Raw genomic sequence first — 25,472 nt, forward strand, 5'->3', positions numbered from 1 at the left:
ACGGCGAGGACGGCCACATCTGGGGCGGCGAGATCCTCATCGCAGACTGGGAGGGCTACGACAGATACGCCCACCTCGCCTACGTGCCGATGCCCGGCGGCGGCGGCGCGATCAAGCGCCCTGCGCGCATGGCGCTGGGCACGCTGTCCGCTCTCGGCCTGCTCGATCATCCGGGCGCAGCGCCGCTGCGAAGCCGCCTGCAGCCAGGCGAGGAAAGCACTCTGCTGCGCATGGTCGAGCGCAAAGTGAACTCGCCGCTGACCAGCTCGGCGGGCCGTCTGTTCGACGCCGTAGCTGCCATCGTGGGCATCGCCGATGATGCTCGCTACGAAGGCGAGGCGGCGATTCTGCTCGAGGCGGCAGCTGACCTCAGCGAGGCCGGCGGCTACGAGTTTGCGCTGGTCGCGCCGCCGCAGACCGACCCGTCGGCACCGCTCACCATCGATCCGACCCCTGTGCTCTCGGCGATTCTGGACGACGTCGCTGCTCAGATACCGGTGGGGGTAATCTCGATGCGCTTTCACCGCGCCGTCGTGCGGTGTATAGTCCGTGTTTGCGAAGCAGCGACAAAACACGCCGGCACGGGTTACGTCGCGCTCGCTGGTGGCGTGTTCATGAACCGTATCGTCTTCGGCGAGTCGGTGCGCGAACTCTCCGCCGCGGGCCTGGACCCCCTCACTCACGTGAGGCTGCCGGTCAACGACGGAGCTGTGTCGTTCGGTCAAGCCGTGATCGCATGGGCTAGGCGGCACGGTATTTGATGCTTAGAGGCCACCAGCCCGGCAGCTGCGACAGGAGGGTCAAAGGCGTATGTGTCTCGCCATTCCCGCACGCATCGTGACGATCGAAGAAGGCCACATGGCCTCCGTAGACATCATGGGCGTCACCCGCAAGGTATCGCTCGACCTCACACCGGAAGCAGTTGTAGGCGACTACGTTCTCGTCCACGCAGGGTTCTCCCTGCAGGTAGTTGACGAGCAGTACGCCAACGAGACGCTCGAGATTCTGAGGTCCATCCCCGACTTTGCGGCTGACGAGGGTATCGCCCTTGAGGGGGCCTAAGGCCCAATGGATCTGAGTGGTTTTCGTGACCCCGAGATCGCCAGGGGCCTGATTGACGCTATCGACGTTGCCGCGCAGCACCTGTCGCGCCCGGTCAAGATCATGGAAGTCTGCGGCACCCACACCGTCGCAATCGCCAAGAACGGTCTGCGCGCCGTGATGCCGGACAACGTCACGCTGCTCTCCGGCCCCGGATGCCCCGTCTGCGTCACAGCGAACGAGGACATCGACGTAGCCATCGAACTCGCCAAGCAGCCCGGCGTCATCGTCACGTCGTTCGGCGACATGATGAAGGTCCCCGGTAGCTACAGCTCGCTTGCCAAGGAGAAGGCCGCCGGCCGAGACGTTCGCATCGTCTACTCGCCGCTCGACGCGCTGTCCCTGGCCAAGAAGACACCCGACAAGCAGGTCGTCTTCGTAGCCGTCGGCTTCGAGACAACCGTGCCCCTCATCGCTGCCTCGATTCTGCGCGCGCAGGAAGAGGGCATCGAGAACTTCAGCATCTTCTCGGCACACAAGACGGTGCCCAAGGCGCTCGAAGCGCTGGTCAACGATCCGGACGTCGAAATCGACGCCTTCATCCTCCCCGGCCACGTATCGACAATCATCGGGCAGGAGCCCTACGAGTTTCTCGCCGAGCACTACAAGGTTCCCGGAGTCATCACCGGATTCGAGCCGGTCGACGTGTTGCAGGGCATCTACATGATCCTCAAGCAGCTCGAAGAGGGTCGTGCCGAGATCGAGATCGCCTACCACCGCGGGGTCGAGCCGGGGGGCAACCCAACCGCCAAGGCGCTCGTAGAGAAAGTCTTCGAGCCCATCGACGCCGACTGGCGCGGCATCGGCGTCATCCCTGGCACCGGCTTGGGCATCCGCGCCGAGTACGACCACTACAACGCCGTGAAGCGCATCCCCGTCACGCCGCCCGAGCCCAAGGAGATCAAGGGCTGCCAGTGTGGCGAGGTGCTGCGAGGAATCACCCTGCCCTACCAGTGCAAGCTGTTCGGCAAGGGCTGCACTCCCGAGCACCCTATCGGCCCGTGCATGGTGTCATCGGAGGGTTCGTGCGCGGCGTACTACCGCTTCACCGACTACGGCCGGGAAGGCTAACCCGCGCCGAGGATCGACTTGGGGGCGGCGCCGGACATCCGAGCCGCCGACGACGCAACGTAGCGAGGAGCCACCATGCGCGCTGACCGGATTCTTCTCGCCCACGGTTCGGGCGGCACGATGATGCGAGAGCTCATCGAAGAGTGCATCGTCCCGGACTTCGACGACGACGCCCTCAAGCGCCTCGACGATGCCGCTTCGCTCGACATGCCGGCCGGACGCGTTGCGTTCTCGACAGACACCTACGTGGTCAACCCGATCTTCTTCCCAGGTGGCGACATCGGCCGGCTCGCCGTGTGCGGCACGGTCAACGACGTTGCCACCTCGGGCGCCACGCCGCTCTATCTCAGCGTCGGCTTCGTGCTGGAAGAGGGCTTCCCGATCGAGGACCTGCGCAAGGTGATGCTCTCGATGAAGGACGCCGCTCGCGAGGCTGGCGTCCACATCGTCACGGGCGACACCAAGGTTGTCGAGAAGGGTCACGGCGACGGCATCTTCATCAACACCGCAGGCATCGGCCATCTGGCCGAGGGCGTCGACCTCTCCGGCTCGTACGTGAGGCCGGGTGACAAGATCCTGCTCTCCGGCACCCTGGGCGATCACGGCATCGCAATCGTCTCGACGCGCGAGGGCCTCGAGTTCGAGACAAGCATCGAGACCGATGCGGCGCCGCTGAACAAGCTCATCGCCAACGTACTTGCCGCTGCTCCCGGCACGCGTTGCTTCCGCGACCCCACCCGCGGCGGACTGGCTTCTACGCTCAACGAGATCGCCGACGCGTCGAAGGTCTCCATTACCGTCACCGAGACCGCCGTCCCGGTGAAGCCGCAGGTCCGTGGCGCCTCCGAGATGCTCGGCTACGATGTCTTCCAGGTGGCTAACGAGGGCAAGATGGTCGCCATCGTCCCCGCCGAGCAGGCCGACGCGGCACTCGCCGCGATGAAGGCGTCGCCGTATGGCGAGGATGCCGCCATCATCGGCGAGGCGGGCGACGGCAGGGCCGGGAAGGTGTACGTGTACACGAGCTTTGGCGCGACGCGCATCATGGACATGCTCGTGGGCGAGCAGCTGCCGCGGATCTGCTAGCGCCAACGCCAACTCAAGAATGCACGCTAGAGAGGCCGCTCCACCGGAGCGGCCTCTGTGTGCCGGGGTTGATTGGTGTAGCACGCGAGCGAAGAACCTTATCGATTCGCCACGGTGTAGTAGGACCAAGCGCCGACGACCTGAGAGCTGCCACGGCCGTGGACTGCACGCATCCGCCACGACCCAGTCGTCTTGAACACGACGCTCGACCAATACGTTCTACCGCTCGCGGTGAGCGACGCCGCGTATCCACTACCTTGGTTGACCCAGTGTCCGCGCACACGCCGCTGCCGAACGATTGTGATCGCGTAGGTGCCGGGCGAACGCGGCGGTACCACGGTGCCGGCCGCCTTCACCCAGCGACGCTTGACGACATTGCCGGAAGACCCAAGGTACGACGACGGGATGATGGGCGGCCCCAGCTTCTGCCCGACAGGTAAGGCCTGCGTCGAACCAATCGCGTAGAACGTGCCGTTGTCCGAGCCGAAGTACACGGTACCGTCGGAGCCGATTGTCGGCGAGGAGAACACTTCTAATCCAACCGAGTACGACCACTTCACCGTCCCGTCGGTCGGGTTCAGCGCCTGGACATCGCCCGCATTGTTGGCGACGTAGACCGTTCCGTCAGCGCCGACCGTCGGACACGCCTCCACTGGTCCGCCCGTGGAGTGCGACCACTTCTCATGACCGGTCGAGCCATCGAGCGCTCGGATGGTACCGTCCGCACAGCCTACGTAGATCGCGCCGTCTGTTCCAATCGCAGCCGCCGTCCAGACTCCGCTGCCAATCGCGTGCGTCCATTTCGCTGTCATGGTCGATGGATCGATCGAGTACACCGTGCCGTTCTCGTCGCCGGCGTACAGAGTTCCGTCGTGCCCAATCGCGGGCGCGTATGGGAAGCCCGCGCTGCCCGTGAACGTGGCCTCGCTCGACCCCGACGCCGGATTGAACGCGAGGATAGCGCCGCCGCCGGTGTAGACAGTGCCAGTCGAACCGATGCTCGGGCTGCCTTGGGTCGACATATGCAACTCACGTGACCACTTGTCGGCGCCCGTGGTGGGGTCGAACGCATACAACGGACCGCCTTCAATCGGGCACAGCACCGTCCCGTCCAAGCCGATGGCCGGCGAGTTGTACGCGAACAAGTCGGCGCTGGTCGACCACTTGACCGATCCGTCGACCGTGTCGAGCGCGTAGAACTTGCCGTCGTAGCAACCCACGTAGAGGTATCCATTCGAACCGATTGAGGGACTCGACCACGTCTGTGCGGGCAACGTGTGGGCCCATATGGTCGAACCGTCCGAAGGGTTCAGCGCCCAAACGACGTTACTTCCACTCGTGACGTAGACCGTCCCGTTCGGGCCGACGGCAGCCGAGCCGCGTGTCGCTGCGCCGGTGACCTTGCTCCACTTCAGATGGTTCGTCTGGGCCCCTATGTACGGGCTCTGCCGAGTGTTCCCGGCGTCGTGCCCAAAGGTCGGCCACGCGCCACCAGCAAGCGTAACCGCCGTTCCCGCGCCGGCTATCGCCGGAGCGAAAAGGACTCCGATGGCGAGGCCACACAGAAGGAATCGGAGTACCACGGATCCTGTTGAGCTGCGCGACACCGCACATCCCCCCTCAAGATGGTGAAATCCGTCGTGCACCGCCTACCCCGATAGTTCAGTTCCCTAACAGACGAGCAAGCCGAAGGTGCACAGAGCCTCACGCGAACCCCCCCCCCCCCCGATGTTCATCCACCGCCGTAGAAGCGGGCCTCGAACGTGCCGCCTACGCGTATTCGGCGTCTACGAAGTTCCAGAGGGTTTGGGGGTCGACATCTGCCAGGCTCGGGACGATGACGTCGGCGAGTGAGAAGTCGCTACCGGCGGTCAGAGGGCCGGGGACCACGACGCAGCGCAGGCCAGCGGCTTTTGCTGCGAGCAGCCCGAAGTTGGAGTCCTCGTAGGCGAGCGCCTCGGTACCGTCGACACCCAGATACAGCAGCGTGCGGAAGTAGACGCTGGGATCGGGCTTGGCTTGCGGCACGTCGTCTCGCGTGCACACGCATTCGAAGCACTCGGCGATGCCGAGGCGCTCGATCTGCCCCTGCACCCACCGCCGCGATGAGCTCGACGCCAGCCCCACTGACAGCCCGAGCGTGCAAGCCTGATCGAGGTGTCGGCCGACGCCAGGCATCATCGGCAGCTCTGCGGCCAACTCCCACTCGCGCTCTCGACGCGCCTCGATCTCCTCGGCGGAAAGCGGGCGGCCGCGGCGCTGTCCGAGGTCCTCCACCGGGTCGAAGGCGGCGCCCCACGTACCGATCGTAGTCTGCCACAGGTCGAGCGGCAGCTCGAAGCCAGCGTGTCGATATGCCTCTTCCCACGACTCCAGCGACGTACGCTCGGTATCGACGATAAGGCCGTCGAGGTCGAAGACGATGGCATTGATCACGAGGCTCCCCTTCCCTCTCAAATACAGCCTACACCGCGCCCCGTCTGGACGCGTCTCGCTGCCTACGTCCCCTGTGACCCGTGCCACACGCCCCTGACATCGAAAACGGCGCCTCACCAGCGCGTTCGGATACAATCTGGAGGATGCAAACCCCTCGAAGGCGCTGCCGGGCGCCCGCGCAATGCGCGGAGGCGCGCCGTGCCCAGTCGGGCATATACCTACTCGGGCCGACCTGCTCGGCTCCTCTGGACTCGAAAGGACTCCCATGGACGCACTCGCGCGCCTCATCGAGCTAGACGCGGTGGCGCGGCTTCGCGCGCACGACGCAACGCTGTTCGGCAAGGCCCACGAGGACGTAGCGCTCGCTTCGAAGAGCCTCGGGTGGACTCGCCTGGCCAAGGGCTCGGCCGACATCCTCGAGCAGGTCGGGCTGCTGGCTCGCGACGTCGTCGCCAGGGGCCTGACTGACGTGGTGCTGCTTGGCATGGGTGGCAGCTCGCTTGCCGCCCTCGTGCTGGGCGACGTGCTCGGAGCGGACAGCGACGTGCGCCTCCATGTGCTCGATACGACCTGCCCTCGCACCATCGACGCGATGGTCGCCGCGCTGGACCCGTCAACGACGGTCTACCTGGTCTCCAGCAAGTCCGGCGGCACGATCGAGCCCAACTCGCTGTACGCGATCTTCCGCGAGGTAGCAGACGGCGCGCTCGGCCATGAGGATGGTGGCCACCGTTTCATCGCGCTCACCGACCCGGGCTCGCCGCTCGAAGCCGCAGCCGCAAGCGGAGGCTTCTGCGCGCTCGTCTCGACTCCCGAGAACGTAGGCGGGCGGTTCTCGGCGTTGACGCCGTTCGGGTTGGTTCCGGCCGAGCTGCTGGGCATCGACACAATCGAACTGATGCGCCGAGCGGCCAACATGGAAGCCGCCTGCGATCTCCCTCCTGCCGAGAATCCCGCCGCGCTGCTGGCCGCATTCATCGCCGACTCGCATGCGACGGGTCGAGACAAACTCACAGTTGTCGCATCCGAGCCGCTTCGCAGCGTCGGGCTGTGGATCGAGCAGCTGGTCGCCGAGTCACTGGGTAAGTCGGGCACCGGAGTCGTGCCCGTGGTGGAGCTCTCCGACGACTTTCCGCTCGGCTACGGTGCCGATCGCGCCGTTGTGGTCGTGCGACTCGAAGGCGACGATCGCCTTGCCGAGTGGACGCCCAAGCTCGCCGAAACAGCACCCGTGCACGAGATCGTGCTGCGCGACGGCTACGACATCGGTGCGCAGTTCTCGCTGTGGGAACACGCGACGGCACTGATGGGGCCGCTGTTCGGGGTCAACCCGTTCGGCCAGCCCAACGTGCAGTCGGCCAAAGACGCGACAAGCGCCGTGCTGTCCGAGCAGCTCACCGCTCCGCAGTCCAACGCTTGCACGCCCGACGGCACCGTGCTCACGTACGCAGGCGGCCTGCCCGCGCCCGACCACGCCGAACCGTCGCTGTCGACCGCGCTCGGACACGCGCTAGCGGCGATTCGTTCGCGCGACTACCTCGCCCTGCTCGTCTACCTGCCAGACGATGAGGCGCTGCTCGCGCCGCTTGTCTCGGCGACGCCAAAGGTCTCGGCGGCGACAGGTGCTGCGGTCACGCTCGAACTGGGGCCGCGCTACCTGCACTCGACCGGCCAGCTGCACAAGGGTGGGCCCAACACCGGCGTCTTCGTGGTCGTGACAACCCGCGACGCGGCCGACGCTCCTGTGCCCGGGCGTCCGTGGGGGCTGCGCACGCTGTTTCGGGCGCAGGCCGAGGGCGACATCGCCACGCTTGTGGCGCACGACCGACGCGTCCTGCACGTCGATCTGGCCGACGCCGGACCCGAGGCCGTCACGCACTTCGCGCACTCGCTGCTCGACGCCGCTGGTATGACCTGGGAGGGGTAGGCTCCAACCCGGGACGCCGCTCGCTGGCGGGGGGGCCGTCGGGTCGTCACACACGCGCGTGATGAAGGAACTTGTTGAGAGGAAGCTGTCGCGTGGGCGTCAATCTAGGGATGCTCGAACGAACCATCCGCGTCGCAATCGGCATCGTCCTGATCGCCATCGGGTTGTTTGTTGTGAGGGGGATTCTCGGCATCGTGGTGGCGCTCGTCGGCGCCTTGCTGATCTTCAGCGGGTCCATCGGATTTTGCCACGTGAAGAAGTTCTTCGGCATCGGGACCTCGAAGCGGACCTAGGCCAGCCCAAGCTGCGGTCGCAAGACGAGGCCGCTCAGCGCACGAGCTTGCCGCGCCACGCCGAAGTGCCCCCTTTGACGCTGTACGCGTGCTCGAATCCCGCTCGCTTCATCATGCTCACAGCAGTCACGCTGCGATGCCCCGACTGGCAGATGACGAAGGTCTCGGCGGACGGATCGAACTTGCCCAGCTTGGAGCCGAGCTGACCCAATGGCACGTTCACGGCAACCTTGACATGGCCGCCGGCAAACTCGTACGGCTCGCGTACGTCAATCAGAACGGTCTTGCCCGCCGCAAGCTTTTCCTCGAGCTCGGCGACGGTAACGGTCTTCACTCCCCATCCGAACATGGTCAACCCCTCGTCTTGGTCGAGTCTTGTGCGGCCAGAGCCGCGATCATTACGGACACTAGCCCCGGCTCTTGGGACCGATCTGCGGCTGAAACTCAACGATTTCAAATGTCGTCTTCACGACGCACTGCGGCCCGAGACATCCCTTCACCGAGCAGTACTTGGCCTCGGAGAGCTCGATGGCTTGGGCGACTGACGCTGGCTTGATTCCCACGCCAGTGACGGTGTACTTGACCTCGATCGTCTCGTAGTAGTGCGGAAATCCATCCAGGAACGGCTCGCCTTTGACCTCAATCTCGAGACCTCGCAGATCTTCACGCTTCTTCTCGAGAATCGAAACGACGTCGATCCCCGTGCAGCCAGCCATGCCGAGCAAGAGCAACTCCACCGGGCGCCAGCCCGTACCCTCACCGCTTCCGTCCGCAGGCGTGTCCATCACGATTCCGTGCTGCTTCGAATCCCATCCCACGAACTGCCGGTTCTGCGTCCAACGAGCCTGAACTACATCCACGTTGACTCCTCCTGGGTTGGCGAAGGGTGCGCACCTAGTGCGGCAAGTACGACTGAGAGCAAGATCGACCCACTACATACGAGTCGTCCACGAACCAGCACAAGCGGCGACGGCTCGCCTCCGACGATCGCATCCAACGCGGCGTCGCGATCGGGGCCAGTCAGACTGTAGAGGTCCATCTCCTCGACAGAGATGGCGCCAAGCCCGCTGTCGGCGAGTTGGTGCTTCAGCCGTGCAACCTGCGCCGAGACGGGCAGGCCACACGTCGCATCGTCGACGGGCGTGGTGCCGAGGATCTGGGCTTCGAGCACGAGTAGCTCGGACAGACCGTCCGAGTAGGGTTGGCTACTCCCACTTCAACTGCAGTCGTCGAGATCGACGACCTTGATGATGGCGTCAGTCACTTGCGTCCTTTGGAAAGCGCGTATGGGTCATGGCACAACATACCCCCACGGGTATCCGGACGCAAGATGGGGCGGTCGGCAGTCGATGTCCCGCATCAAGTTGCCGGGCTTGCACAGCCGCTCCGCTAGATGTGATACATGCTCGCCCATTCGCGAAGTGCCCCTCGGCAGCGCGTGATGTCTGCCAGCGTCTGGGCGTCGAACACGGCTCGAAGCGCATCCTCGGCAGCGTCGAAGACCTCGCGCACGGGCGCCGCGCGTGCGGTGACGAGCTCGGCCCGGCGAAGCGCAGCCATGATCTGCTTGAGCTAGGTCGCGGGGAGCGACTCCGCCACCGAGATGTCGCGACCCAGTGAGGGGCCGCCACCGTGGCGCTCAGCCAGGTAGCTTGCCACCGCAGGCCGTAACTCACTCGTCCCGGGAACTTCACCCGCGCACTGCCAATCCGTCTCGAGTTAGGCTCCGACAGCATAGACGCGGGCCAAACGGCACTAGCGCACGCGCGCTCCCAGGTCGTCGAGCGCCACTATCCGCACCTCGACGTCGCCGTTCGGCCCGAACTCGAGCACGCCGACCGTGCAGCTCGGCTGATTGCGCCGCTGCGTCGCCGAGCCGGGATTGGCCACCAGCACACCATCACGCCACTGAACGCCCGGGATGTGCGAGTGCCCGCGCACGATGATATCGACGCCCGCGGGAATCGGCCCGAGACTGGCCAGGTCGTGGATCACCGCGATGCGCTTGTCAGCAACGACCAGGGATGCGAGAGCGGGCAGATCGAAGCCCGGAATCGGTGCGTCGCAGTTGCCGAGAACCGCAGTGAGTGGTGCGATGGCTCCCAGCTCGTAGAGCACCTGCGGGTCGCCGCCGATGTCGCCGGCGTGCACGATTGCCGCGAGCGGCTCCTCGCGCTCGAGCGCAGCTATCGCGCGCGGGTCGAGCCAGCCGTGCGTATCCGAGATCAGCCCAACCCGAGTCACGCTCCCTGACGCTGGCGCGCGGACATTTCGCGCGGGGGTCTCGGCGGGCATCGGACTAGAGGCCCAATGCTTTCTTGAGCGCGGGGACACGACGGCGCGAAACAGGGATCTGTGTGCTGGCGTCGTCGGAGAGGGTGAGCAGCAGCGTGCCGCCGTACATCGGAACGACCTCTTTGACGCGCGAAAGGTTGACCAGGTAGCGGCGGTGGATGCGGAAGAAGCCGACCGGCATCAGCTTGGTTTCGAGCTGAGCGAGTGAGATCGTCGAGAGGTAACGGTCGGCCGCGGTGTACAGGTAGCTGTAGTCGTCCTTGGCCATCACATAGAGGATGTCGACAACGTTGACCAGCAGCTTCTTGCCGGCCTTCTCTACCGGGATGCGCTCGATGCGGGCGGGGGCCTGCTCGGCGACCGGCTCGATGCGAGCGAGCGCCTGCCCGAGACGGTCGATCTCCACGGGCTTGACCAGGTAGTCGGTCGCGCGGACCTCAAACGCCTTGACCGCGTGCTCACTGTGGGCGGTGACGAAGATGATCGCCGGTGGGTGCGTCAGGCCCGAGAGCACCTCGGCGAGCTGCACGCCGGTAAGGCCAGGCATCTGGATGTCGAGGAAGATGACGTCATACGGGATCGCCTTGATGAGCTGCAGGGCTTCGACGGCGTTGCTTGCCTCGCCGACAACCTCGACGCCGCCGCACTCGCCCAGCAGGTAGCGCAACTCCGAACGCGCTGGAGCCTCGTCGTCGACAACGAGAGCCTTGAGCATGCGAAACCTCTTCTCAGAGTTCGGGCGCTACGTGCGCGAGGACAAGCGTGACTTGCGTTCCCTGGCCCTCGGTACTCTCGACGTGGACCCCCGACCCCGGCCCGAAATGCCCTTTCAGTCTATCGTCAACGTTCTTGAGCGCAATCCCGAGCCCTTTGCCGAATCCGGGTTCCAGCACGTGAGGCAGCCGATCGGGCGAGATTCCCACGCCGTCGTCGGTCACCATGATGCACACCGCCTCGTCCCCGCAGTGTGCCGAGGACAGCCTCACCGTCAGCGGACCGTCCTCACGCATCCCGTGCGCAATCGCGTTCTCGACCAGTGGCTGGACGATGAACGACGGCACGGGGATGTTCAGCATGTCGGCCTCGACGGCGTCTTGAACGACGATGCGGTCGCCAAAGCGTGCCAGCTCGAAGTTCAGGTATCGGTGCGTCTGCGCAAGCTCGGTGCCGAGCGGGATGAGCTTCTCACCGGCCTCCAGCGTACGGCGGTAGAACGCTGCGAACTCGCGCAGGAGCTCGCGCGCTCGCGTGGGGTCGGTTCGAATGAGCGAGGCGATCGTGTTGATGGTGTTGAAGAGGAAGTGGGGGTTGATCTGCGCCTGGAGCGCCTTGAGCTCCATGCGGGTGGCGAGCTCTGTCTGCCGCTCCAACTCCGAGAGTTCGAGTTGTGTGGACAGCACCTGCGCCAAGCCCTCGACCATCGCCGCCTGCGTTTCGTTGAGCAGTCGAGGACTCGTGTAGTAGAACTTCAGCGTGCCAGCGGCACGCCCGCGCATCTCCAGCGGGACGACGATTGCTGCCCGCAAAGCGCAGTCCTTGCGGGGGCAGCCGATCTCCTCACGTGTGGCGAGCGTCCGCGGCTCGTTGCTCTCAAGCGCTTCGTGCGTCGCCCTCGTGATGATGGGACCGCCGACCTCGTGGTGGTCCTCCCCGGTGCCCGCGAAGCCGAGCACCCGGTCCGTGTCCGTGATTGCGACGGCCGCCGCCTCGCTGGCCTGCAGGATGATGCGGCACACCGCCTGAGCGCTCTCTTCGGTAAGGCCTTGGCGCATGTAGGACAGAGCCTCGTTGGCGACTCGAAGGATCTTGTGCGACTGCAGCGCGCGAACGTGGTCGGGGCGCGTGGCGAAGCGCGCCCACACGAGCGCGACGGCGATGGTGACGATTCCGCCCATGCCGGCCAAAGCGACCCAGCGCGAGACATCGGGGGCGGCGAGGCCGAACGCTGTGACGAGCGAGAGCACCACGAGCGCGCTGGCAATCGCAAGGTCGATCAGTGCGCTGCGGTTCTCGCTCTTCAACTAACGGCTCTTCCTCACGTAACGTCCTTAATGGCGAATGCGTAGCGCTCGGGAATCTCGGTCAGCCCCGCTCGTGTGTACAGCCGACGCGACGCCTTGTTGTCAGCCTGCGTGCACAGCGAGAACGTCACCGCTCCCTGCCAAACCGCCCATCTGGCTACCTCGAACAGCATCGCACTGCCGATGCCCGCCCGACGCGCCTGCGGTGCCGTGGCCAGCCGAGATAGCGTTGCCGCTCCCCTGCTCACGGTGGCCAGAGTATAGCCGATGATTGCTCCCCCGCTGGCCTCGGCGACGGTGAGTCGCTCGGCGCCGAGAAAGCCAAGCAGGTCCTCGCGGTTCCAGCGCCAGAACTCGTCGAAGCTCTCCGAGTCGAGCGCGGTCACGGCCTCGATGTCGTCCGCCGTGCCCTCGCGAATCGTCACGCCCTGAGGTGGATGCGCCGGCAGCACTAGCTCGGGATGCCCCTGGATGGCGACGATCCGCTGCTTCACCCGCATCCCGGCGGTGCGGTACGGGCTCAAGAACATCTCTGGGAGCAGCGGAGAGAGCACGCGGCCGAAGCCGTGCTCGGCGGCCCGATCGGTGGCGTCGCGGACGAACTCCGGGATGTCGCGCTCGTCTGCCCACACGCCCCGAATCGCAAGCACATCGAGGTGTTTCTTCCAGCGGCCGAGCAGCGCCGCCTCGCCGCGTTCCGTGACGCGGGCCTGCCAGGGCGCCGCGCCGCAGTATGCGAGGAACGCGTCGGAGGTCGCGAACAGATGCTCCGCCGAGACGGCCGGCCACAGCCCTTCGCACTCGTCGGGGGTCGCCGTCCGGATCTCCGAGATCATCTCGGCAGCCAGCCCATTTCGGCACCGGCGAGCCAGCCGCCAACCACGACCAGCATGACCGCGAAGGCGATGCGAGTGGCGCGGTCGCTCGACCCGAGTGTGAAGCGCGAACCGAGCCAGGCGCCGGGGATGACGCCGACGGCCAGCGCCGCGGCCAGCCACCAGTCGATGTGGCCCAGCAGCGCGTGAGTGATTGTGCCCGGCACCGCGAGAATCGCGATGGCCATGAGAGAGGTGCCGATCGCCTTCTTGATGTCGAAGTGCAGCCAGCGCGTGAGCATGGGCACGAGCACGAAGCCGCCGCCCAATCCGAGGAAGCCCGAGTAGAACCCCGTCAGCCCACCGATGATAGCCAGCTTCCACAGCGGCGCGGGCTGGCTTGCAGGGGCGGAAGGGAGCGGCGCGGTCAACCTGGCCATGCCGTACGACGCTGCGCGCGCGTGAGCCGCGGCGGTATGGTCGGCTGCGGGAGGTTCGCTCGGCGCGAACGCATCGCGCTCCTCGGCGGCCTCGAGGCCCAGACGCGGCGGGCGGATGACCTGCAGAATCATATCGGCGGCTGTGTAGAGAATCAGCGCGGCGGTGGCCAGCAACACGATCGTGCCGCTGTCGGCGTGAAAAAGCGCCCCGACGTACTGCGTCGACAGAGCGCCGAGTACCGCGAACGCGGAGCCGAAGATTCCGCACCAGACTCCCACGCGCACGCTGAGCGAGCCGCGGCGCAGGTAGTTCAGCGAGCCGGTGATCGCACTGGGGATGATGACCGGCAGCGGCGTGCCCACCGCCACGAGCGCCGGCGCACCGAGGAGCAGGCGAATTCCGGGAGTAGTGATGATGCCGCCGCCGATGCCGAACGCACCCGAGAGCACGCCCGAAACCAGCCCGATGCACAACGTCGTGAGCAGCTGCCTCACCGTACCGACTCCCTGGAAACCCTCACGGTCCCTCGCGCGCGCTTAGGCGGGGGGGACGATCGGGAAGCGGCCCGTGATCGCCGTGCGGTCGACTCGGCGCTCGCCGGAGAACAGCGACTTGAGCGCGACGTCGTCCCACAGCATGTCGATCATGATCGGCCAGCGACGCTGGAACTCGAAGTAGTTCTGGCAGTTGTCGCGAGCGTAGAGCGCAGCCTCGTTGAGCACGTGCGTGGCGACTTGGAAGTACAGGCCCCGCTCCGAGCTGGTCAGCGCGCGCAGGAAGGCGGTGACGGCGGCGCGCCAGCCCACCGACGAGTCGAGAAACGGCCCGGGGTAGGGCGCCATCGACTTGGGCGTGACTTGGCGCAGGTCGACCTGCGACTTCGCGAACTCGATCTTGCGCTGTTCGTAGACGAAGCGATATGCGTCCTGGCGAAAGCGAATCGCCTCGCTGATAGACTCCGGCGGAAGGTGGACGATCGACCACTCGTCGTCGAGGTAGACGCCGCCGCCGTGCATCCGGGCGCTGATGATGTAGTCGTCATCCTCGCCGCGGAGCACCCACGGGTCGAACGAGACGTTGGCGTACATGTCGCGGTGTAGCACCATGCAGCCGCCGAACGCGATCGTGGTCGGCTTGATGCGCGGCTTCTGCGGAATGAGCGAGAGCGCGGCGCTGTACGCCTCTTTGCGGCGCCAGAACATGTCGGTCCAGTGTGTGTCGATGTCGACCTGGTAGCGACCGTGCTGGTCGGTGTAGTAGCCGGTCTTGGCGAGCAGCGGCGTGCCGTCCTCGAACTTGCGACCGAGGCCGTACATGGCGCGCTGGAGGAAGTCGGGAGTGGTGACGATCTCGTCGTCATCGATGAAGACGACCGCCTCGTGGCCGAGAACTGCGGCGGCCATCAGGCCGACGTTGCGCACGGCACCGTAGCCGTTGAGCGTGACGCCATCGAGCATGTCGGCGAACTCAAGCTGCTCGAGCCGACGGTGCAGGCTTCCCAGCTCGGCGGGGCCGAAGACGAACGCGTCGATGTCGGGGAAGTCATCGACGATCTCGCGCACGCGATCCTCGGCGCGGTGCTCGATGGACTCGTCGGTGGTGGCAACGATGATAACGACCTTGCCCAACCCCTCGACGTGCTGCAACGAGCGCAAGCAGTCAGGGAGCGTGCCATCGGAGTCGATGGGGGTCGGATGGTCGTAGACGGTGGTGAGGTCGTTGACTGGAGCGATGTTCTTGCGCCCGCGCTTGGTCTGCGGCTTCGTCCAGAAGGTCGGGATGATGACGACTGGTTCCACGAGTGAAGACGCTCCCCTTGTAGGCGACAATGCAAGAGCCCATACGATGGGCCCGCTACATGATACCGCTACACGCCGACAAGGTCGCGCAAAGCGTTCAGCCCGTCGCGCCGGAGCAGCCTTCCATGCGGATCCCCAAGTCAACGCCGCAGTGCTTGCAGTGCCCATCGGCGGTTAGCGCGTCGATCTGGGTCGCGTACCCGACCCGGTCGAGAACCAGCGAGCCGCACTCGGGGCAGATCGTGTCTTCCCCACCTGGGACGGCGACGTTGCCCAGGTAGACGAAGCGTAGCCCCTCCTCGCGCCCGATCGCTCGGGCTCGCTCGAGCGTGGCGACCGGCGTGGCGGGCAGATCGGCAAACTCGAGGTATGGGATGAACCGCGTGACGTGCCAGGGGGTCTCGGCACCGAGGTCGCTGGCGATCCATCGCGCCATCGCGCGCAGCTCGTCGTCGGAGTCGTTGATGGTCGGGACGATGTTGGTGACGCACTCGACGTGCATGCCCAACACGTGCTTGGCGCGCACCGCCATCTCGCGAACGGCCTCGGGGTGGCTCACCTTGCACAGCCGCCGAAACGCATCCTCGCCGAAGCCCTTGATGTCGACGCGCCACACGTCTGTGACCTCGGCAAACAGGTCGATGCCCGCCTTGGTCACGTAGCCGTTGGTAACCATGACCACGAACAGGCCCGCCTTCTTGGCCAGTCGACCGACGTCGAGGACCCACTCAAGCCAGATGATCGGCTCGTTGTAGGTGAACGCAACTCCCTGCGCGCCCGCGTCCATCGCGACACGCACGGCTTCCGAGGGAGCGAGCTCGTACAACTCGACCGTGCCGTCGTCGCCCTTGGGTCGCGAGATCTGCCAGTTCTGACAGTGCCCGCAGCGCATCGTGCACCCCACCGAGCCAAACGACATGACCTTTGAGCCGGGGCAGAAGTGGAAGACCGGTTTCTTCTCGATGGGATCGAGCACCGCCGAGCTCACCAGCCCGTAGGTGAACGCCCGCAGCTTCCCGCCTTGCACGCCGCGCGCACCGCACACACCTCGAGCCCCCTCGGCGATCAGGCACGCGTGGGGACACAGGCCGCACCGGATGCGGTCGCCTTCGGGGGAGCCCAGCAGTGCGTCATGCATCGCGTCCTCCTCGCTGGAATGGGGTTCCATCCACAAGGAGTGCATACCCGCGCGCATCGGGGCTGGCGCACAGCCGCGCCGGCGGTAGGAGGACGGCGCTAGCCGACAGCAAGCTCCACACGGTCGCGGCCGCTGTGCTTGGCGCGGTAGAGCGCGGCGTCGGCCGCCTCGAGAAGCGCCATCGGCCCCTCATGCGTGACGCTGTACGACGCTACCCCCAGCGACGCGCGAATCACCAGCGAGTGACCGGCCGTCGTAGTCAAGTGCAGCCCCTGCATCTCCGAGCGGATCTACTCGGCGACGACCCAGGCCTCGGTCTTGGTGGTGCCGGGGAGGATGATGGCGAACTCGTCGCCGCCGTAACGTGCCGGGATGTCGCTGACTCGCAGGGAATCGTGCAGCAGCACTCCAACGGCCGTGAGAACCTCGTCGCCGGACACGTGCCCGAAGCGGTCGTTGATCTCCTTGAAGCGATCCAGGTCGATCATGATCAACGACAGCGGCTCGGAGTAGCGAGCACTGCGGCCAACTTCCTCGGCGAAGCGCTGATCGAAGAGGCGGCGGTTGCCCAGCGTGGTCAGCGTATCGACCAGCGCGCTGCGCATCAGGTCATTGCGCTCGCGCTCCATGAGCTTGCGCTGCAACGGGAAGCACAGGTCCCATGACGAGTGGCCGAGGCAGATTGCCGCGGCGTGTTCGACACAGGTCGAGTAGCCGCACGCGCCGCAGTCGATCGTCTCGGCGCGGCTGGCGAACTCGCCGGCGGCGAGCACGCCGTCGATCTCCTCGGCGGTGGGAACTCGCGATAGGGCAGGCTGCGGCTCGAACGAGCGCCACAGGTCGATTGCGGGCATCGCGCTGAGGAACGACCGGCTGTCCACGGCGGGAGGCGGCTGATGCTCGCGGTCGGCGGCCACGATGTTGCGCTTGGCGAACACCGACAGCTCCGCGGTGACCGCGGGACCGTCGACGCATCCCTCGCAGCTCAGCATGTCGACGAGATGCGGTGCTGTCTCTCCGCGTATGATGCCCGCGAGAAGCCTGTCGATGTCTTCTAGTCCGCGCACGGTTGCGAGGTCGGTCGCGGTGGGGTCGCGCTCGACGATCGCCCGCCGAGGATAGCCGTCGGTCAGCGAAAGCTGCTTGGCCGCTTGCGGTCGGCGGCTAGCCGGACGCTTGAGGTTCGGGGCCGCCGAGACGAGCGAGCGTTCGGCCATGAGCGCCTTAAGTTCGTCAAAGCCGATAGCGACGTCTACCGCACCGCCGAAACCGGGATCGGAGATCTCGTTCTTGCGAGCCCAACAGGGCGACACATAGACGACGGCGACGTCGTCGGAGTAGATCGACTTCACGAGCCGCGCCTGCGCTACGTACGGCGGCACGATCGGCACCAGAGTGTCGACGAGCTGCGGGTAGAAACGCTTGACCCACCCAACCGCAACCGGGCACGTCGAGCGCAGCTTGGGCAGCGTCGAGAGCGAGCGAGCGTGTACCTGCTCGTAAGCCGCTGCGACCAGCTCCTCTCCGAGCACCGTCGTCTCAACGGCGATGAACCCCAGTGCCTCCAGCAACCGCTCGACCTCAAGCGGGGTGGCCGGATGGAGCGCAGCAACGTACTCGCTGGCCAACACGATCACGACGGGCCGATCGCTCGCGAGAAGCGCGCGCACGCGCGGCAGGTCATCGCGAACTGAGAAGCCGGCGTTCCCGCAATGAGTGACGCACAGCCCGCAGTCCACGCAGCGCTCCTGCAGGATCTTGGGAGCACCGTCGACCACCGCAATTGCGCGTGCGGGGCAGTGACGTGCACAGCCCCAGCATTGGATGCAGTCGTCACCGTCTCGGCAGATCAGAAGGCTTTCGGGCGCGCCGAAAGTCGGCCGCTCTTGCGACTGACCTCCAGACTCAATCTGCGCCACGCGTGCCCCCTGAACACCGACACGGTCACTTGCCGAGCAACCCCACGATTCCCGTCCTTCGCAATGCCAGTAGCAATGGCAGGCCGAGCCCGTACACGACCGCTGCTTCGCCGATCCCAATCGTGGCGACGCAGACCAAGTACAAAGGGAGCCAGGCACCCGTCAATGATACGCCCAGCCCCGGTAACGCCGATAGCCCGAACGCTCTTAGGAGTATCGGCAAATAGGCAGCGACAATAAGCGCGTTTGCCACCACTGGACCCAGCAATGCAAGCGCTGTCCGGGTGCGAAAACGCCAGGTCCACGCCGCGCCGAGCAGGGTGCCAAGCGACCCGAGTACGACGTCGAGCAGTGAGAGCGGCCAGATTGCCTGCGGGTTGAATAGGTTCGCGACCACCGAGCCGATCGCAAGCCCAGGGATGGCGGCCGGGGTGAACAGCGCGAGCACGGTCGCCGCCTCGCTGATGCGGAACTGAATGGGTCCCCAAGCGAGCACGCCACCGAAGGCGAGCGTGAGCCACGTGAGACTCCCGTAGACTGCGGCGATGACTCCGGCTTGAGCGATGAAGCGAGTTCTAGACACAGTGGGCCTCTCATCCAGATCGCTGGAGGCTCCTCGGCTGTGCCCGGGGAGGTGCGAACGCTGCGAATTGTGCCACATGCGAGCCGTACGCGCAGCCCGCGTGCGCCTCGGGCGCGACCGCTCGCGGGGACGCCGTGTTCAAACATACTCGAAGGCCCGCCACTGGCGGACCTTCTGCGTGACTGCGCGCGGCACCCCCGCCACGCGTTCGCACCCGAGACGCTCGCTTCCAACTACGCGGGCAGCTCCTGACGCCCCTTCGCGGCTGCCGGCGCGAGCAGCCCGGTGCCGCCGGCGAGTGCTTGTGTGTCGAGCGCCTCGAAAAGTGCGGCGACGACCAGCGGGTCGAACTGCGTACCGGCACCCGACATCATCTCGTTGCGCGCTGCGGCGATCGACAGCCGTTTGCGGTACGACCGCTGCGTGGTCATGGCATCGAACGAGTCGGCGACAGCCAGAATGCGCGCGAGTAGCGGGATCTCGTCGGCGTGCAACCCGCTCGGGTAGCCAGAGCCATCCCAACGCTCGTGGTGGTGCAAGATGACCGGCGTGAGCGACTTGAGGAACTCGATCTGGTCGACGATGCTCGCGCCAAGCTCGGCGTGGGCTCGGACTGTCTGCAACTCGTCGGCCGAGAGTTTCGAGGGTTTGAGCAGCAACTCGGATGGCAGCCCGGTCTTGCCGATGTCGTGCAACAGCCCTGCGAAGCGCAGCTGCTCAACATCCTCGAACGGCAGCCCCAACTCCTCGCCGATCATCATTGAGTACTCCATGACACGACTCGAGTGGCCGGCGGGCATGTGCTCGCCTGCGTCGAGCGTGGCCGAGAGCGCCGCGATGGTCTTCGCATAGTCGTCGCGAATGCGGGTGAACAGCGCGACGCGCCCAAAAGCCGCTCCTGCGTGTGCCGCGATGCCGGCCAGGAGCGCTCGGTCGGCCGCCTTGTAGCGTCCTCCGTCTGCGCGCGCCACGAACAGGTAGCCCATCACAAGATCGCCGTGCTCGAGTTCGACCGCGGCCAATGCCCACTCGTCGCGTTCCTCGGCGCGAACGCACACCTCGCCGCGATGCGTGACCCGCCGCATGCTGCCGAAAGGCTGCGCAACCGTGTCTCGGCCGGCCACTTCGCTCAGAACGTGCTCGATCTCGGCCGTGGTGACGTCGCCACAGATGACAACGTCGGCGTGGTCACGCCCCCAACTGGAGAGCACCACACCGGCGATCTGATACTCGAAAGCCTTGTCCAGCACGCTGGACACCAGCTTGGTGACCGCGTCCATGTCGCTTGCCCCGCCGAGAGCGGCCGCAAGCTCGTTGAGCTGCGCGTAGCCGGCCATCGCGCGCTCGACCTGCGCACGCTCGTCCTCGCGCTCGAGCGCGATGGCGATGAAGCGCCCGAAGCGGTCCAGACGCGCCACACGCTCGGGATCGACCGGCAGCTGCGACGCGGGAAGCCGCACCTCGAGCACGCCCAACACGCGATCGCCCATCAGCAAGGGCAGCGCGAGCACGCCGGTGGCGCCTCCGCGACCGCTGCGAGCGACAACCGTGCGGTGCGAGCTGGCGGCTCGGCCAGATGCCGTGTCGTCGCGCGGAATCAGTGCGCCGAGAGCCCCGCGCCATCCGGTGGTATGCGCGACGACCTCGAAGAAGCCGCCGGTCGGCCGCAGCACGGCACCGGAGTCGCCGCCCACAAGCGAGACCGCCTCCTCGGCGATCCCGCCGAGCGATGTGGCGTCGAGATGCTCGGTGGTGACGACCTGCTGGCCGGCGGTAACAAAGAGTCGCAGCTCCTCGACGCGCTCGGCCGACGAGAGCCGCTCGGCCGTGGCGTCTACAACCGTGCGAGCGCAGGCCATCGCTACCTGGAGGTAGCCCTCGGCCTCAGCGCGCGGCACGACGGTGATCGACTTGACGGCCAGGCGGACGGAGTCCTCGCGAACGCCCTTGGCCGAGATGAGTTCCCAGAGTCGCCGGCGGTCGCGCGTCGATGTGACGAACCCGCCGACAACCACGTGGGCGATGGGTGTGCCGTTGCGCAGAACCGGCGCGATGAGTGTGGGCAGGCCGGCTCGGCACATAACGCGTGCGGGACCCGAATCGGCGCTTGGCGGGGTATCGAAGCAGTTCAGGGGGCTTGGGGCCTCAATGTCGGTGACGAGATGGCAGTGTGCGCATCGCGAAACCCCGGCGAGAAGCTCGCACGACCCGAAGTCCATCACGCTGACGGTGACCCCAGTCGCTTGGAACAGAGAGTCAGCAGCAGAACGCCACTCAGGCGTCGAGAAAGCTTCCTTTGCAATGTTGCGATCGTCCGCTGGCACTCGATGCCCCCCGTTGCAGTGACTCCAACGGTTGGTTTATCGGTATTCCCGGACCGCGACTTAAGAGCAAAGCGTGATGGGGGTCACAGGCGTCCGCGGGGAACCCTCACGTCGAACGTCGTGCCCTTGTCGACTTCGCTCGAGACTTCGATCGTGCCGCCCATGCTGTCGACGATGCTCTTGCAGATGGCGAGCCCCAAGCCGAAGCCGCCCTCGCCTGCTGCGCGCGAGGCTTCGCTGCGGAAGAAGCGGTCGAAGATGCGGGGCAGGTCCTCGGGCGGAATGCCCTGACCTGAGTCCGATATCTCCAGCTCGATCATGTCGCGCCGTCGCCTCGTGGAGACGACGATCTTTCCACGAGCAGGCGTGTACTTGGCCGCGTTGTCCAGCAGAATCGAGACGACGTCCTCGAAGCGATCGGGGTCGCCGCTCATGACCAACGGCTCCTCGTCTTCCGGCCCCACGAAGTCGAGATCCTTGTCCATCCAACGGCTTGCAGTCGCGGCCAGACGGTCGCGTACCAGAGCGTTGACCTCGAACTTCTCGGTCTTGAGCACGAGCCCTTGGTCGGCATGGAGCAGGTTGAGCAAGTCACCCGTCAACCTCGCCATCCGCCGAGACTCGCGGTCGATAGCGTCGACGGCTTCGTCGCGCACCTTGGGGTCCTCGGCGCCCCACGCTCGCAGGATGCTGGTGTAGCCGCGAATTCCGGCCACAGGCGTCGCCAGCTCGTGGCTCGCGTCGGCGACAAAGCGTGCCTGGGCCTGGCTGCGCCGCTGCAGGCGCTCGATAAGTCGGTTGATGGACTGTGCGAGTGAGCTGATCTCGTTGCTGCCGTTCTCAGGCAGACGCGCATCCAGTTGACCCGCCTCGATGGAGTCGGCGGCCTTGCGAAGGTTCGCAACCAGATTGAGCACCCACGTCATCGACGTCTGCATCAGCAGCACCATGATCAGCGTTGCTGAGAGTGCGAGCGCCGTCATCGGCGCACGAACGGCGTCGATCACGCGCTCCTCGTTGGTCGGGCGATACGTGACGTCGAGGATCGCGGTCGAGCCGTCCGGCATCTTGACCGGTATGTGCATCACACGAACGGGGAGTTGGGCTTTGCGCGCCAATCCAGAGATGAGGCTGCCAGCGCGGCCTGTCGAGATCGTAGGCTGGTTGGTGGAGATGGCCTCTTGCCGCGCCTCGTCTTGGGAGGGCCACACGGCCTCGGGGCTGGAGGCCCAGATTTGCTTGCCGGTAGCGTCGTAGAGCGCGTACTCCGCCTCGCCGAGGCCAGGCCGGTTGAGTAGCGACGTCAGCTCGGTGCGCAGCGTCTGGTAGGCGAAGCGTCCCCTCTGGTCGCCCGAGAAGCCTTGCGAACCAGCCGAGACAAGCGTCTCGCTCACGGCATCACGCAGTATCGTCGCGGCGCTGGCCGCGACACGCTGGGTCGTGCCCTGAGCGACGCCCTGCATTCCATCGGCGACGATGACGTAGGTCGTGATCGAGATACCCCCGACAACGGCCAGCGCGAACAACACGGAGACGATGAGCAGCCAGAACCGCAGAGACGAGCGAGAACCCATCAGCTTCTCGCGAAGAAGTAGCCCACACCGCGAATCGTGCGAATGACTTGGTTGTTCTCGTCACCAATCTTGTTGCGCAAGTGGCAGACGAAGACTTCGATGACGTTGCTGTCGGTCTCGTGCTGTCCGCCCCACACCTTCTCGAGAATCTCGTCTCGGCTGATAACCCGGCCGGCGTTGGTGACCATGTACTCGAGTAGGTCGTACTCCTTGGCGGTGAAGTTGACCGGCTCCCCGCCCACGAAGACGCTGCGCGACGCCGGGTCGATCTCGACGTTGGCGGCTTGATACGTGTCGCCACCGCGGTCGTGCTCGGTGCGCTTGAGCAGCGCGCGGACCCGCGAGAGCAGCTCGGGGATCTCAAACGGCTTGCGCAGGTAGTCGTCGGCGCCGGCATCGAAGCCGCGCACCACGTCCTGCGTCTCCGAGCGCGCCGTCAGCATGAGGATCGGCATGTTCATGCCGCGGGCGCGCACCGTCGTCGCGACCTCCACACCGTCGGCACCCGGAAGCATGATGTCGAGGAGGATAAGGTCGGGCGACAGCTCGTCAACCACGTCAAGTGCGCACTCGCCGTCGGTGCACCGCGTGACCTCGTAGCCGGCGTGAGCCAACTCGAGTTCGACGAACCGTCCGATCGTAGGGTCATCTTCGACGATGAGGATCTTGGCTCCGTCTGACATGCTCCGCCTCCCAAGGTGGCCTAGCTCCGTCGCACTTCCAAACCTCTACTTGCCGAGCAGCAACTCTGCGATCTGTACTGCATTTAGTGCCGCGCCCTTGCGCAGTTGGTCGGCGACACACCAGAACGACACGCCGTAGGGCACGCTGTCGTCTCGGCGAAGGCGGCCTATGTAGACGTCGTCGGTGCCCTCGAGCAGCGCGGGCATCGGGTAGGTCTTGCTCTGCGGGTCGTCCATCATGGTGATGCCGGGGGCGTCGCCGAGTACCTCCATGACGGCGCCGAGGAACGCCGGCTCGGCGAACTCGACGTTGATCGACTCGGAGTGGCAACGCAGCACCGGAACGCGTACGCACGTGGCCGAGATCGCAATCTCGGGCAGATGCATGATCTTCTTGGTCTCGACGACCATCTTCCACTCTTCTTTGGTGGAGCCATCGGGCATGAAGACATCGATGTGCGGGATGCAGTTAAAGGCGATGCGGTGTGCGAAGTTCTCGACGTGCAGCTCCTGGCCCATGAGGAAGTCGCGCGACTGCGAGTACAGCTCCTCCATCGCCGCGGCGCCCGCGCCCGACGTCGCTTGGTAGGTCGAGACAACCACCCGCTTGATCTGCGAGAGATCGTCGAGTGGCTTGAGCGCCACGACCATCTGGATCGTCGAGCAGTTGGGGTTGGCGATCACGCCCGAGTGCCACTCGATGTCCTCCGGGTTGACCTCGGGAACCACCAACGGCACGTCGTCGTCCATGCGAAACGCCGACGAGTTGTCGATCATGACGCAACCCGCGCCCACCACAGCGTCGCGGAGCTCCTTGCTCACGCTCCCACCCGCCGAGAACAGCGCGATGTCGACGCCGTCAAAGCTTGCTGGCGTCATCTCTTCGACCGTCAGCTCGCCGTCGGCGTAGGGCAGCTTCTTGCCAGCCGAGCGCGAGCTGGCCAGCGCGATGACGCGCGAGGCCGGGAAGTTGCGCTGCTCGAGAACGAGTAGCATCTCGCGGCCAACCGCGCCCGTGGCCCCGGCCACGGCGACGACGGGGTTGGCAGGTAGTTTCTTGCTCCAAGCCATTACTGCTCGCCTCCAGCGGCGGGAGAGATCTCGGAAGTGATCTCCTCGTTGGACAGCCCAAACGCACCGTGGAGCGCGAGGACCGCATCGGTAACCTGACTCGCGCTGATCACGCAGCTGATGCGGATCGGCGACGTCGAGATTAGGTCGATGTTCACGCCAGAGTCGGCGAGCGTGGAGAACATCTTCGCGGCCACGCCAGGGTGCGTCTTCATGCCCGCGCCCACCAACGAGACTTTGGCGATCGACTCGTCGACCGAGAACTCGCGTGCGCCCAGCTTTGCGACGATGTCGGCCACGGCGCGGCGCGCACGGACCAGGTCGTCCTTAGGCACGGTAAACGAGATGTCGGTCGTGCCATCCTCCGAGACGTTCTGGATGATCATGTCGACGTTGACGTTGCTCTCGGCCATCGCCGAGAACACCTGCGCCGCCACGCCGGGCATGTCGGGGACGTCTTTGATCGTGACTTTGGCCTCCGAGGTGTCGTGCGTGACGCCGGAGATAATGGCCTGTTCCATGGTCTCGTCGGCCTCCTTGACGATGGTGCCGGGCGTGTCGTTGAAGCTGGAACGGCAGTGGATGACCACGCCGTGGTTGCGTGCGAACTCGACCGAGCGCATCTGCAAGACGCCGGCGCCGCTCGCGGCCATCTCGAGCATCTCCTCGTAGGAGAGCACGTCGATCTTGCGGGCGTCCGCAACGATGCGCGGGTCGGCCGTGTAGACGCCGTCGACGTCGGTGTAGATCTCGCAGACATCGGCGCCGATGCCGGCCGCTACTGCCACGGCGGTAGTGTCCGAGCCGCCTCGGCCAAGGGTTGTGATCGTGCCGTCCTCGGTCATGCCTTGGAAGCCTGCGACGATGACGATCTTGCCCTCGGCGATCGCCTCCC

25 protein-coding genes and 1 pseudogene are annotated in these 25,472 nt (G+C 65.8%); 6 read left to right on the forward strand and 20 right to left on the reverse strand.

The window, feature by feature from the left end:
- From P4L93_07460 to hypE, 4 genes are all read left to right on the forward strand, one after another.
- The coding region (locus P4L93_07460) for a hydrogenase maturation protein HypF (GenBank protein MDR3686773.1) at positions 1 to 761 on the forward strand (761 nt) is incomplete at its 5' end.
- 49 nt (positions 762 to 810) lie between these two features.
- Positions 811 to 1,062: a HypC/HybG/HupF family hydrogenase formation chaperone gene (locus P4L93_07465; protein ID MDR3686774.1), complete on the forward strand. Its 252-nt coding sequence runs from the start codon at positions 811 to 813 to the stop codon at positions 1,060 to 1,062.
- 6 nt (positions 1,063 to 1,068) lie between these two features.
- Positions 1,069 to 2,172, forward strand: coding sequence for a hydrogenase formation protein HypD (hypD, locus tag P4L93_07470; GenBank protein MDR3686775.1), 1,104 nt, complete (start codon positions 1,069 to 1,071; stop codon positions 2,170 to 2,172).
- A gap of 75 nt (positions 2,173 to 2,247) precedes the next feature.
- Complete coding sequence (hypE, locus tag P4L93_07475) at positions 2,248 to 3,258, forward strand: hydrogenase expression/formation protein HypE (protein MDR3686776.1); 1,011 nt, start codon at positions 2,248 to 2,250, stop codon at positions 3,256 to 3,258.
- Positions 3,259 to 3,356: 98 nt separating this feature from the next.
- Here hypE and P4L93_07480 read toward each other — a convergent pair whose 3' ends face one another.
- Positions 3,357 to 4,841, reverse strand: coding sequence for a PQQ-binding-like beta-propeller repeat protein (locus P4L93_07480; protein ID MDR3686777.1), 1,485 nt, complete (start codon positions 4,839 to 4,841; stop codon positions 3,357 to 3,359).
- A 187-nt stretch (positions 4,842 to 5,028) separates the two neighbouring features.
- Complete coding sequence (locus P4L93_07485; protein MDR3686778.1) at positions 5,029 to 5,694, reverse strand: HAD-IA family hydrolase; 666 nt, start codon at positions 5,692 to 5,694, stop codon at positions 5,029 to 5,031.
- A 265-nt stretch (positions 5,695 to 5,959) separates the two neighbouring features.
- On the opposite strand from P4L93_07485, the gene P4L93_07490 reads away from it, so the two are divergent.
- On the forward strand, positions 5,960 to 7,621 hold the full coding sequence (locus P4L93_07490) for a hypothetical protein (protein ID MDR3686779.1): 1,662 nt from the start codon (positions 5,960 to 5,962) through the stop codon (positions 7,619 to 7,621).
- 92 nt (positions 7,622 to 7,713) lie between these two features.
- Entirely contained in the window at positions 7,714 to 7,914 is a 201-nt protein-coding gene (locus P4L93_07495) for a DUF2892 domain-containing protein (GenBank protein MDR3686780.1), read from the forward strand.
- Positions 7,915 to 7,948: 34 nt separating this feature from the next.
- Here the strand turns inward: P4L93_07495 and P4L93_07500 are convergent, their stop codons facing one another.
- From P4L93_07500 to P4L93_07585, 18 genes and pseudogenes are all read right to left on the reverse strand, one after another.
- Positions 7,949 to 8,263, reverse strand: a complete 315-nt coding sequence (locus P4L93_07500; GenBank protein MDR3686781.1) for a rhodanese-like domain-containing protein — start codon at positions 8,261 to 8,263, stop codon at positions 7,949 to 7,951.
- A gap of 58 nt (positions 8,264 to 8,321) precedes the next feature.
- Entirely contained in the window at positions 8,322 to 8,774 is a 453-nt protein-coding gene (locus P4L93_07505) for an OsmC family protein (protein ID MDR3686782.1), read from the reverse strand.
- A complete protein-coding gene (locus tag P4L93_07510) occupies positions 8,765 to 9,085 on the reverse strand; it encodes a hypothetical protein (GenBank protein MDR3686783.1) in 321 nt (106 codons plus the stop codon). The genes P4L93_07505 and P4L93_07510 overlap by 10 nt, the downstream gene beginning before the upstream one ends.
- 218 nt (positions 9,086 to 9,303) lie before the next feature.
- A complete protein-coding gene (locus P4L93_07515) occupies positions 9,304 to 9,474 on the reverse strand; it encodes a hypothetical protein (GenBank protein MDR3686784.1) in 171 nt (56 codons plus the stop codon).
- Positions 9,475 to 9,669: 195 nt separating this feature from the next.
- Positions 9,670 to 10,158 carry a metallophosphoesterase gene (locus tag P4L93_07520; protein ID MDR3686785.1) on the reverse strand — a complete coding sequence of 163 codons (489 nt, stop codon included), beginning with the start codon at positions 10,156 to 10,158 and terminating at the stop codon, positions 9,670 to 9,672.
- A 55-nt stretch (positions 10,159 to 10,213) separates the two neighbouring features.
- On the reverse strand, positions 10,214 to 10,924 hold the full coding sequence (locus P4L93_07525; protein ID MDR3686786.1) for a LytTR family DNA-binding domain-containing protein: 711 nt from the start codon (positions 10,922 to 10,924) through the stop codon (positions 10,214 to 10,216).
- 13 nt (positions 10,925 to 10,937) lie between these two features.
- On the reverse strand, positions 10,938 to 12,230 hold the full coding sequence (locus P4L93_07530) for a histidine kinase (GenBank protein MDR3686787.1): 1,293 nt from the start codon (positions 12,228 to 12,230) through the stop codon (positions 10,938 to 10,940).
- 14 nt (positions 12,231 to 12,244) lie between these two features.
- A complete protein-coding gene (locus tag P4L93_07535) occupies positions 12,245 to 13,066 on the reverse strand; it encodes an N-acetyltransferase (protein ID MDR3686788.1) in 822 nt (273 codons plus the stop codon).
- Positions 13,063 to 13,980: a sulfite exporter TauE/SafE family protein gene (locus P4L93_07540; protein MDR3686789.1), complete on the reverse strand. Its 918-nt coding sequence runs from the start codon at positions 13,978 to 13,980 to the stop codon at positions 13,063 to 13,065. Before P4L93_07540 ends, P4L93_07535 begins: the two co-directional genes overlap by 4 nt.
- 42 nt (positions 13,981 to 14,022) lie before the next feature.
- The gene (locus P4L93_07545) at positions 14,023 to 15,285 is read right to left on the reverse strand and encodes a hypothetical protein (protein MDR3686790.1); all 1,263 of its coding nucleotides are present in this window, start codon (positions 15,283 to 15,285) and stop codon (positions 14,023 to 14,025) included.
- A gap of 97 nt (positions 15,286 to 15,382) precedes the next feature.
- On the reverse strand, positions 15,383 to 16,423 hold the full coding sequence (amrS, locus tag P4L93_07550) for an AmmeMemoRadiSam system radical SAM enzyme (protein ID MDR3686791.1): 1,041 nt from the start codon (positions 16,421 to 16,423) through the stop codon (positions 15,383 to 15,385).
- 98 nt (positions 16,424 to 16,521) lie between these two features.
- Positions 16,522 to 18,054, reverse strand: a pseudogene (locus P4L93_07555) (diguanylate cyclase).
- A gap of 313 nt (positions 18,055 to 18,367) precedes the next feature.
- Positions 18,368 to 18,925, reverse strand: coding sequence for a QueT transporter family protein (locus P4L93_07560; GenBank protein ID MDR3686792.1), 558 nt, complete (start codon positions 18,923 to 18,925; stop codon positions 18,368 to 18,370).
- A gap of 233 nt (positions 18,926 to 19,158) precedes the next feature.
- A complete protein-coding gene (locus tag P4L93_07565; protein ID MDR3686793.1) occupies positions 19,159 to 21,249 on the reverse strand; it encodes an HD domain-containing protein in 2,091 nt (696 codons plus the stop codon).
- A gap of 83 nt (positions 21,250 to 21,332) precedes the next feature.
- Positions 21,333 to 22,823, reverse strand: a complete 1,491-nt coding sequence (locus P4L93_07570) for a HAMP domain-containing sensor histidine kinase (GenBank protein ID MDR3686794.1) — start codon at positions 22,821 to 22,823, stop codon at positions 21,333 to 21,335.
- Entirely contained in the window at positions 22,823 to 23,506 is a 684-nt protein-coding gene (locus P4L93_07575; protein MDR3686795.1) for a response regulator transcription factor, read from the reverse strand. Before P4L93_07575 ends, P4L93_07570 begins: the two co-directional genes overlap by 1 nt.
- Positions 23,507 to 23,551: 45 nt before the next feature.
- Positions 23,552 to 24,577: an aspartate-semialdehyde dehydrogenase gene (locus P4L93_07580; GenBank protein ID MDR3686796.1), complete on the reverse strand. Its 1,026-nt coding sequence runs from the start codon at positions 24,575 to 24,577 to the stop codon at positions 23,552 to 23,554.
- Positions 24,577 to 25,472 (reverse strand): aspartate kinase (locus P4L93_07585; GenBank protein ID MDR3686797.1); only part of this gene is annotated, 896 nt, incomplete at its 5' end. The genes P4L93_07585 and P4L93_07580, both read right to left, overlap by 1 nt.

The sequence above is a fragment of the Coriobacteriia bacterium genome (assembly GCA_031292615.1).
In the GTDB taxonomy this organism is placed as follows: Bacteria; Actinomycetota; Coriobacteriia; order Anaerosomatales; family JAAXUF01; genus JARLGT01.